The following is a 7,842-nucleotide window of genomic DNA, read 5'->3' as shown; positions in this document are numbered from 1 at the left end:
CGCGACCGGGTCCGCTCCGCCAGTCGCCAGCGCCGAGGCCCCGACCGCGGCGAAGACCGCCGCGGCGACCAGCGCGCCGCCATGCGCGAGCGTCGCGCCGGACCCGCGGCGCCCCAGCGGGAGGGCAGCCAGCGCGACCAGGACCAGCCCGGCGAGGGCGAGGAGAAGCGCCGTCAGCACGGCGGGGGATGCGCCACCACGAGACGGACCTTACGTGCGGCCGCGCCGCGGCAGAAGGGGGCCGCTTCCCTTCCCCGCCCCCTGGCGCTAAGGGCTCTCCGGCCCGGCAAGCGGGCCCCAACCGGGAAACGCCGCCTCGGCCCATGGCCCCCCTGCTCGCCTTCAGCCGCGCCGTCGATTCGATGAACGCCGCCTTCGGGCGCGCCGCGGAATGGATGGTGCTGCTCGCCTGCGCCGTCTCGGCGGGCAACGCCTTCCTGCGCTACGGCTTCTCGCTCGGCTCCAACGCCTGGCTCGAGGCGCAGTGGTATCTCTTCGCCGGCGTGGTGATGCTGGGCGGGAGCTACACGCTGTTCCGCAACGAGCATGTGCGCGTCGACCTGGTCTACGGCTCGCTACGGGAGCGGGCGCGGATCTGGGTGGACGTGATCGGGATCGCGCTGTTCCTGCTGCCGGCCATGGCGCTGCTCGCCTGGATGACCTGGCCGTTCTTCCTCGATTCATGGACGCGCGGCGAGATGTCGTCCTCGCCGGGCGGGCTGATCCGCTGGCCGGCCAAGATCCTGATGCCGCTCGGCTTCGCGCTGATCACGCTGCAGGGCCTGTCGGAGCTGATCAAGCGCGTCGCGCTGCTGCGCGGGATCGAGCTGCCGCACGGTCGGCTCCACGCCTCCTATGCGAGGCCGGAGCAGTGAAGCCGGTGCGGAGAGGCTCCGACCTGCGGCCCGCAAGGCGGGCCGAGGCCGCGAAGGCGGCCCGCCGCCCCTGCGGCGAGCCAAGCGCAGCGCCGGCGCCTGAGGGCGACGTGCGCCAGCACGTCGCGAGCCACGCATGACCCTCCTCGGCATCCCGTCCGAGGACCTGATGCCGCCGCTGATGTTCGGCGGCCTGGTGCTGTTCCTGCTGATCGGCTTCCCGGCAGCCTTCTCGCTGGCGGCCGTGGGGCTCTTCTTCGGCTTCGCGGCGATCGAGCTCGGCCTGTTCCCGGAAGCCTGGATGTTCAATCTGCCGCTGCGGGTCTTCAACATCCTCTCCAACGACCTGCTGCTGGCGATCCCCTTCTTCACACTGATGGGCGCCATCCTGGAACGCTGCGGGCTGGCCGAGGACCTGCTGGAAGGCACCGGGCAGCTGTTCGGCAAGGTGCCGGGCGGGCTCGCCTATGCGGTGATCGTGGTCGGCGCGATTCTCGGCGCGATCACCGGGACGGTGGCGGCGAGCGTGATCGCGATGGGCATGATCAGCCTGCCGATCATGATGCGCTACGGCTACGACATGCGGATCGCGACCGGCGTGATCGCGGCGTCCGGCACCATCACCCAGGTGATTCCGCCCTCCCTCGTGCTGATCGTCCTCGGCGACCAGCTCGGCCAGAGCGTGGGCGACATGTATGCCGGCGCGATCGGGCCTTCGCTGCTGCAGATCCTTCTGTTCATGGCCTTCATCGCGGTGGTCAGCATCGTGGCGCCGCAGAAGGTCCCGCCGCTGCCGCCCGAGGCGCTGCAGCCGCGCGACTGGAAGCTGTGGTGGCGCGTGCTGCGCGGCATGGTGCCCTCCGTCGTGCTGATCTTCATGGTGCTCGGCACGATCTTCATGGGGCTCGCGACGCCGACCGAGGCGGGGGCGATGGGCGTCGTCGGCGCCATGGTGCTCGCCACGCTGAACCGGCGCCTCAGCTGGAAGCTGGTGCGCGAGGCGATGGGCAACACCATGCGCATCACGGCGATGGTGATCTTCATCCTGATCGGCGCCACGGTCTTCACGCTGGTCTTCCAGGGGGTCGACGGCGGCATCTGGATCGAGCACCTGCTGAGCTACCTGCCGGGCGGCGCCACCGGCTTCCTGATCTTCGTCAACGTCTTCATTTTCTTCCTCGCCTTCTTCCTCGACTTCTTCGAGATCGCCTTCATTGTCGTGCCGCTGCTGGCGCCGGTGGCCAAGAACCTCGGCATCGATCTCGTCTGGTTCGGCGTGCTGCTCTGCATCAACCTCCAGACCGCCTTCATGCACCCGCCCTTCGGCTTCGCGCTGTTCTACCTGCGCGGCATCGCGCCGAAGGAGGTGCGGACGTCGGACATCTACTGGGGCGCGGTCCCGTGGCTGTTCCTGCAGCTCGCCCTCGTCGCGGTGGTGATCTACTGGCCCGAGAGCGTGACCTACTTCCTCGATCGCGGACCGAAGGTGGACCCGAGCACGGTGACGATCGACCTGCCGCCGCCGGTCATCCCCGACCCGCAATCGGTGCCGATCTTCCAGTGAGAGATGTACCGTGCCCTCAAGCGGCGGGCGCGGCCTGCGGCCGCTTGCCTCGCCGCACTTGCGGCGGCGCCCGCTCGGGCGCTCGGCACGCTGCGCGCGCCGCCTCGTGCGCCGGGCCATGCAAGGCGTGACCGTGACGCCCATCGGCCATGTGCGCGGCGGCCGCGCCGAGCCGGTGGACGATGCGTGGGACGGGGTGGAGGCCGAGATCGTGCTGGATCCGGCGCAACTCGGGCCGGACGCGGCGCTTGGCCTCGATGCCTTCAGCCACATCGTCGTGGTCTTTGTCTTCCACCAGCTGGACCCGGCGAAGCTCGAGCGCAACGCGCGCCACCCGCGCGGGCGCGCCGACTGGCCGCGCGTGGGCATCCTGGCGCAGCGCGGCTCGCCGCGGCCGAACCGGCTGGGCGTCAGCACCTGCCGGCTGCTCGGCGTGGACGGGCTGCGGCTTCGGGTGCACGGCCTGGACGCGGTGGACGGCTCCCCGGTGCTGGATGTGAAGCCGCACATGACCGGCTTCGACCCGCGCGGCGATGTGCGCGAGCCCGACTGGGCGCGCGAGATCATGCAGGGCTACTGGTAGCGCGGTCAGATCATCTCCAGCGGGCGCTTGCGCTTCGGCGGCGGGAAGGCAGCGTCCAGCTCGGCGAGATCCTGCTCCGTCAGGCGAAGCTCGCGCGCCGCGGCGTTCTGGCGCACATGCGCCGGATCGGCCGCCTTGGGGATGGCGATGACGCCCGGCCGGCGCAGCACGAAGGCCAGCGCGACCTGCGCCGGCGTCGCGCCATGCCGCGCCGCGATCGCGGCCAGCGCGCGATGCGACAGCAGCGCACCGCCTTGCCCGATCGGCGAATAGGCCATCACCGGCATGCCCCGCTTCGCGCAGAAGGGCAGCAGGTCGAATTCCACGCCGCGTGCCTCCAGGTTCCACAGCACCTGGTCGGTCGCGCAGTCGCGCAGCGCGGGGCCCAGTTCCTCGAGGTCGTCCACATCGAGGTTCGACACGCCCCAGCGCGCGATCTTGCCCGCCGCCCTGGCGCGCTCCATCGCTTCGACCGTCTCGGCCAGCGGCACGGAACCGCGCCAGTGCAGCAAATAGAGGTCGAGCCGCTCCACCCGCAGCCGCCTCAGGCTGGCATCGAGCGCGCGCGGCAGCGCACGCGCCGAGGCGTTGTGCGGATAGACCTTGGAGACGAGGAACACCTCGTCACGCCGGCCGGCGATGGCCTCGGCCACCACCTCCTCGGCGCCGCCCTCCCCGTACATCTCGGCGGTGTCGATCAGGGTCATGCCGAGATCGAGACCGAGGCGCAGCGCGGCAGCCTCGGCGCGGCGGTCGCTCCGCCGCTCGCCCATCCGCCAGGTGCCCTGGCCGAGCGCCGGCACCTCCGTCCGGTCCGGCAGCCGCACGACTGTCATGGAAGCGCCCTCCGACCCATCCTATCTTCCCCGGCATGACGCACGCCGCCAACGCCCTTTCCGCCAACGCCCTCTCCGCCAACGTCCTCGCCGCCCTGGCCGTTGCCGCCTTCGCCGGCGCGGCGGCGGCGCAGGCACCCACGCCGGCCAGTGTGCCGCCGGAGGAGATCGGCACCTGGCGGCTGGCCTGCGTGGCGGACCGCATGACCGACCGCGCCGATTGCCAGCTGCGCCACCGCGACCCGGTCGAGCGCGCCCAGGGCGCGACCGGCTCGTCGCTGCTGCTGGAGGTGGCGGACCGCGGCGGACGGCTGGTGCCGATGGTGGTCGCGCGCGACCTCACGCTCGAAGGTGCGCAACGCGGGCTGCTGGCGCTGACCGGCACGGCGCAGCTGCGCTTCCCGCCCAACCGCTTCTTCGAGATGCCCTGCACCATCGAGGGCCGGAACCTGGTCTGTTCACCGAAGCCCGAGGACGCCGCCCGCGCCGCGGAGGAGCTGCCCGCGGCCGGCACGGCCCTGGTGCGGATGGTCGGCGTCGGCGCCGGCAGCGCGAACCAGGAGCCGGTCGAGCTGCGGCTCGAGCGCACGCGCGACGCGCTGGCGCGCTACCGCGCCCGCGTGCCGGAGGGCAGCGTGCCAGCCGCCAGCGCGCAGCAGGGTCTGTCGCTGCCGGAGATGCTGCTGCGTTTTCAGCGGCTGTTCGGGAACTGAACGGTCCCGCTCAGTCGCGATAGCCGGGATCGATCCGGTCGAGCTTGCGCAGCAGCGCCGGCCATTCGAGCACGCCATAGGGGCGGCGCGTGTTCGGCTGGTAGTTGTTCCAGGTCTCCTCGACGACGCGGTCCGGCACCTGGACGATCCTCTGTCCCGTGGCCTGCGCAGCAAGTTGCGCCTTGCACGACAATTCCAGCCTGTGCATCCAGTTGAATGCCTCGCCGATGGTGCGCCCGACGGTCAGCAGCCCGTGGTTGCGCAGGATCAGCGCGGGGAAGTCGCCGAGGTCGCGCACCAGCTTCTCCTGCATCGAGAGATCGAGCACGACGCCCTCGTAGTCGTGGTAGCCGATCTTGGCGAAGCGCATCGCGGTCTGGGTCATCGGCACCAGGCCGCATTCCAGGCTGCTCACCGCCATGCCCGCCCAGGTGTGGGTGTGGATGACGCAGGCGAGTTCCGGCCGCGCGGCGTGGATCGCGCCATGGATGACGAAGCCGGCGCGGTTGACGCCGTAGCTGAGGCCATCGGGGAAGTCCGGCCGCAGCAGCGTGTTGCCATGGATGTCGATCTTGGTGAGCGAGGACGCCGTGATCTCCTCGTAGAGCATGCCGTAGGAGTTGATGAGGAAGGCGCCTTCCTCCCCGGGAACGGCGAGCGAGACATGGTTCGCGCCCATATCGGCCATACCGTAGATCTCCATCAGCCGGTAGCAGGCCGCGAGATCCACGCGCGCCTGCCATTCCGCCTCGGTCACGCGGTCTCGCAGGCTTGGGATGCGGAAGCGGTCGGCGGCGCTGTCGGGCATGGGCGGGTTCTCCTCGGCTGTATTCCGCCCGATGTAGGGGCGGTGCGGAAGAGGGGCTATTCCGTGCGCAGCGCCTGGATCGGGTCGAGCATCGCGGCGCGACGCGCCGGCCAGTAGCCGAAGAAGAGGCCCGTGAGGCCCGAGACGCCGACCGCGAGCGCCACCGCGTCCCACTGCACCAGCACCGGCCAGCCGGCGAGGCCCGAGAGCAGGTGCGACAGCCCGATGCCGGCCGCGACGCCCGCCGCGCCGCCGAGCAGCGCCAGCATCACCGCCTCCATCAGGAACTGCGCGAGGATGTCGCGGCGCCGCGCGCCCACCGCCAGGCGCAGGCCGATCTCGCGCGTGCGTTCCGTCACGCTGACCAGCATGATGTTCATCACGCCGATGCCGCCGACCAGCAGCGACACGGCGGCGACGGCGGCGAGCAGGGTGGAGAGGGTACGGGCGGAGGCGTCGCGCGTCGCCGCGACCTCGGCCATGTTGCGGATGCTCACCGTGTCGGGCTCGTTCGGCGCGACGCGGTGGCGCTGGCGGAACAGCGTGCGCAGTTCCTCCTCGGCGGCGCGCATGTCCTCGCCCTCGTGCACGCGCACGGCGATCCAGTTGACCGAGCGGAACCAGGTGCGGCTGGCGCCCATGATGGAGCGTCGCGCGGTCCAGAAGGGGATGAACACCGCGTCGTCCAGATCCTGGCCCTGCGCGTTCTGGCCTTTGCGCGACAGCACGCCGATCACCTCGAAGGGCGTGGTGCGGATGCGGATCTCCTGCCCGACCGGATCGGCGTCGCCGAACAGCATCTCGGCCACCGTGGCGCCGAGCAGCGCCACCTTGCGCCCGCCGGCGGCTTCCTCGGCCGTGAAGAGGCGGCCGCGCTCGGCCAGCCAGTCATGCACGACGAAGATCTCGGGGTCGGAGCCCTGCACCGCCGTCGCCCAGTTCTGGTTCGCGGCGATCACCTGCTGCTGGCTCCGGATATTGCCCGAGGCCGCCTGGACGGCGCCGATCTCGCGCTCGATCGCGCGGGCATCGTCCCAGGTGAGGTTCTGCCGCTGCCCGGCGCCGAGCCGGACGCCGCCCATGTTCACGCTGCCGCCCCAGACGACGATGACGTTGGCGCCGAGCGCCTGGATCTGCCGCAGCACCTGTTCGCGTGCACCGGCGCCCACGGCCACGGTCGCGATCACCGCCGCGACGCCGATGAAGATGCCGAGCGCGGTGAGCATCGCGCGCAGCTTGTTCGCCGCCAGCGCGCCGACCGCGCCGCGCAGCGCCTCGAACAGGTCCATCCCCGGCCGCGTATCAGGCAGCGGCGGCAGAACGCGGCGCGGGATCGTCGCGGGCGCCTCGGCGACGGCAGGACGAACCTCGATATTCACGCCGCATCCCTCAGCGCGGCGCCGGCCTCGCGCGGCGTGTGGCGCGTGTCGGCCACCAGCCGCCCGTCGCGGAAGCGCAGCACGCGGCCGGCGAAGGCCGCGACCTCGGCGTCGTGGGTCACCATCAGCACGGCGACGCCGGCGCGGTTCAGCTCCTGGAACAGCGCCATGATCTCGAGCCCCGTGCGGCTGTCGAGCGCGCCGGTCGGCTCGTCGGCCAGCAGCAGGTCGGGCGCGTTGACCAGCGCGCGCGCGATCGCGACGCGCTGCTGCTGCCCGCCCGAGAGCTGCGTCGGCCGGTGATGCATGCGGTCGCCGAGGCCGACGAGGTGCAGCGCCTCCGCCGCGCGGTCGCGGCGCGCACGGCGGCCGAGGCCGCGGTAGACCATCGGCATCTCGACATTGCCGAGCGCATCCACCCGCGGCAGCAGGTTGAAGGACTGGAACACGAAGCCGAGCCGACGCGAGCGCAGCTCCGCCAGCCGGTCGGGCGAGAGCGCGGCGGTGTCCTCGCCCATCAGCCGATAGGTGCCGCGCGTCGGGCGGTCGAGGCAGCCGATCAGGTTCAGGAAGGTGGATTTGCCGGAGCCGGACGGGCCCATCGCGGCGACGAAGGCGCCCGGCTCGATCCCGACCGTCACCTCCTGCAGCGCCGCCACGGTGCTCTCGCCGGCGGGGTAGAGGCGGGTCAGGCCCTCGGTCTCGATCAGCGCCGGCATCAGAAGCGCGGCAGCCCGCCGGAGGCGGCGGTGCGCGGCGCCGCGGCGCGCTCGGTGCCCACCACGATGCGCGCGCCCTCCTCCAGCCCCGACAGGATCTCGGTCACCGAGCCGTCGGTCAGGCCGGTGCGGACCTGCACCGCGCGCGGCGCGGCGCCGTCCAGGTCCACGACGTAGAGCGTGCCGGGCGCGCCACGGTCGCGCGCGCCGCTGCGCAGCTCCGCCAGTCTGGCGCGCTGCTCGGGCGTGAGGACGGCGTTGAAGCGCGCTGTCAGGCGCTGGCGCGCCGCCTGGGCCTGCTGGCGGCGCGCCTCGGCCTCCTGCGGCAGCGCCGCCATGCGCTCGCGCAGCTCGGCCTGCGCGGC

10 protein-coding genes are annotated in these 7,842 nt (G+C 72.1%); 4 read left to right on the top strand and 6 right to left on the bottom strand.

Annotated elements, in window-relative coordinates; all coding sequences use genetic code 11:
* The coding region (locus L2I40_RS14555; protein ID WP_237215810.1) for a hypothetical protein at positions 1-180 on the bottom strand (180 nt) is incomplete at its 3' end.
* A 143-nt stretch (positions 181-323) separates the two neighbouring features.
* On the opposite strand from L2I40_RS14555, the gene L2I40_RS14550 reads away from it, so the two are divergent.
* From L2I40_RS14550 to L2I40_RS14540, 3 genes are all read left to right on the top strand, one after another.
* On the top strand, positions 324-875 hold the full coding sequence (locus tag L2I40_RS14550) for a TRAP transporter small permease subunit (protein WP_237215808.1): 552 nt from the start codon (positions 324-326) through the stop codon (positions 873-875).
* A gap of 136 nt (positions 876-1,011) precedes the next feature.
* Positions 1,012-2,439, top strand: a complete 1,428-nt coding sequence (locus L2I40_RS14545; protein ID WP_237215806.1) for a TRAP transporter large permease — start codon at positions 1,012-1,014, stop codon at positions 2,437-2,439.
* A 127-nt stretch (positions 2,440-2,566) separates the two neighbouring features.
* Positions 2,567-3,022 (top strand): TrmO family methyltransferase domain-containing protein, encoded by a 456-nt coding sequence (locus tag L2I40_RS14540; protein WP_372491063.1) that lies wholly within the window; start codon positions 2,567-2,569, stop codon positions 3,020-3,022.
* A 5-nt stretch (positions 3,023-3,027) separates the two neighbouring features.
* Here the strand turns inward: L2I40_RS14540 and L2I40_RS14535 are convergent, their stop codons facing one another.
* On the bottom strand, positions 3,028-3,858 hold the full coding sequence (locus tag L2I40_RS14535; protein ID WP_237215802.1) for an aldo/keto reductase: 831 nt from the start codon (positions 3,856-3,858) through the stop codon (positions 3,028-3,030).
* A gap of 35 nt (positions 3,859-3,893) precedes the next feature.
* On the opposite strand from L2I40_RS14535, the gene L2I40_RS14530 reads away from it, so the two are divergent.
* Entirely contained in the window at positions 3,894-4,571 is a 678-nt protein-coding gene (locus L2I40_RS14530; protein WP_237215801.1) for a hypothetical protein, read from the top strand.
* A gap of 10 nt (positions 4,572-4,581) precedes the next feature.
* Here L2I40_RS14530 and L2I40_RS14525 read toward each other — a convergent pair whose 3' ends face one another.
* The 4 genes from L2I40_RS14525 to L2I40_RS14510 form a co-directional block, all read right to left on the bottom strand.
* Positions 4,582-5,379, bottom strand: a complete 798-nt coding sequence (locus L2I40_RS14525) for a class II aldolase/adducin family protein (protein ID WP_237215800.1) — start codon at positions 5,377-5,379, stop codon at positions 4,582-4,584.
* A 56-nt stretch (positions 5,380-5,435) separates the two neighbouring features.
* Positions 5,436-6,758 carry an ABC transporter permease gene (locus tag L2I40_RS14520; protein WP_237215798.1) on the bottom strand — a complete coding sequence of 441 codons (1,323 nt, stop codon included), beginning with the start codon at positions 6,756-6,758 and terminating at the stop codon, positions 5,436-5,438.
* Positions 6,755-7,477, bottom strand: coding sequence for an ABC transporter ATP-binding protein (locus L2I40_RS14515; protein WP_237215796.1), 723 nt, complete (start codon positions 7,475-7,477; stop codon positions 6,755-6,757). Before L2I40_RS14515 ends, L2I40_RS14520 begins: the two co-directional genes overlap by 4 nt.
* The coding region (locus L2I40_RS14510; RefSeq protein WP_372491062.1) for a hypothetical protein at positions 7,477-7,842 on the bottom strand (366 nt) is incomplete at its 5' end. The genes L2I40_RS14515 and L2I40_RS14510, both read right to left, overlap by 1 nt.

This window comes from Falsiroseomonas oryziterrae (genome assembly GCF_021864505.1).
Taxonomy (GTDB): domain Bacteria; phylum Pseudomonadota; class Alphaproteobacteria; order Acetobacterales; family Acetobacteraceae; genus Falsiroseomonas; species Falsiroseomonas oryziterrae.
Note: the sequence above shows the minus strand (reverse complement) of the source record. Positions and strands in the feature narration are given on the sequence as shown.

Excerpts from the sequence above, each read along its gene's own strand:
- L2I40_RS14530 (WP_237215801.1), top strand. The coding sequence starts at position 3,894 with ATGACGCACGCCGCCAACGCCCTTTCCGCCAACGCCCTCTCCGCCAAC.
- L2I40_RS14550 (WP_237215808.1), top strand. The coding sequence starts at position 324 with ATGGCCCCCCTGCTCGCCTTCAGCCGCGCCGTCGATTCGATGAACGCC.
- L2I40_RS14545 (WP_237215806.1), top strand. The coding sequence starts at position 1,012 with ATGACCCTCCTCGGCATCCCGTCCGAGGACCTGATGCCGCCGCTGATG.
- L2I40_RS14525 (WP_237215800.1), bottom strand. The coding sequence starts at position 5,379 with ATGCCCGACAGCGCCGCCGACCGCTTCCGCATCCCAAGCCTGCGAGAC.
- L2I40_RS14535 (WP_237215802.1), bottom strand. The coding sequence starts at position 3,858 with ATGACAGTCGTGCGGCTGCCGGACCGGACGGAGGTGCCGGCGCTCGGC.
- L2I40_RS14515 (WP_237215796.1), bottom strand. The coding sequence starts at position 7,477 with ATGCCGGCGCTGATCGAGACCGAGGGCCTGACCCGCCTCTACCCCGCC.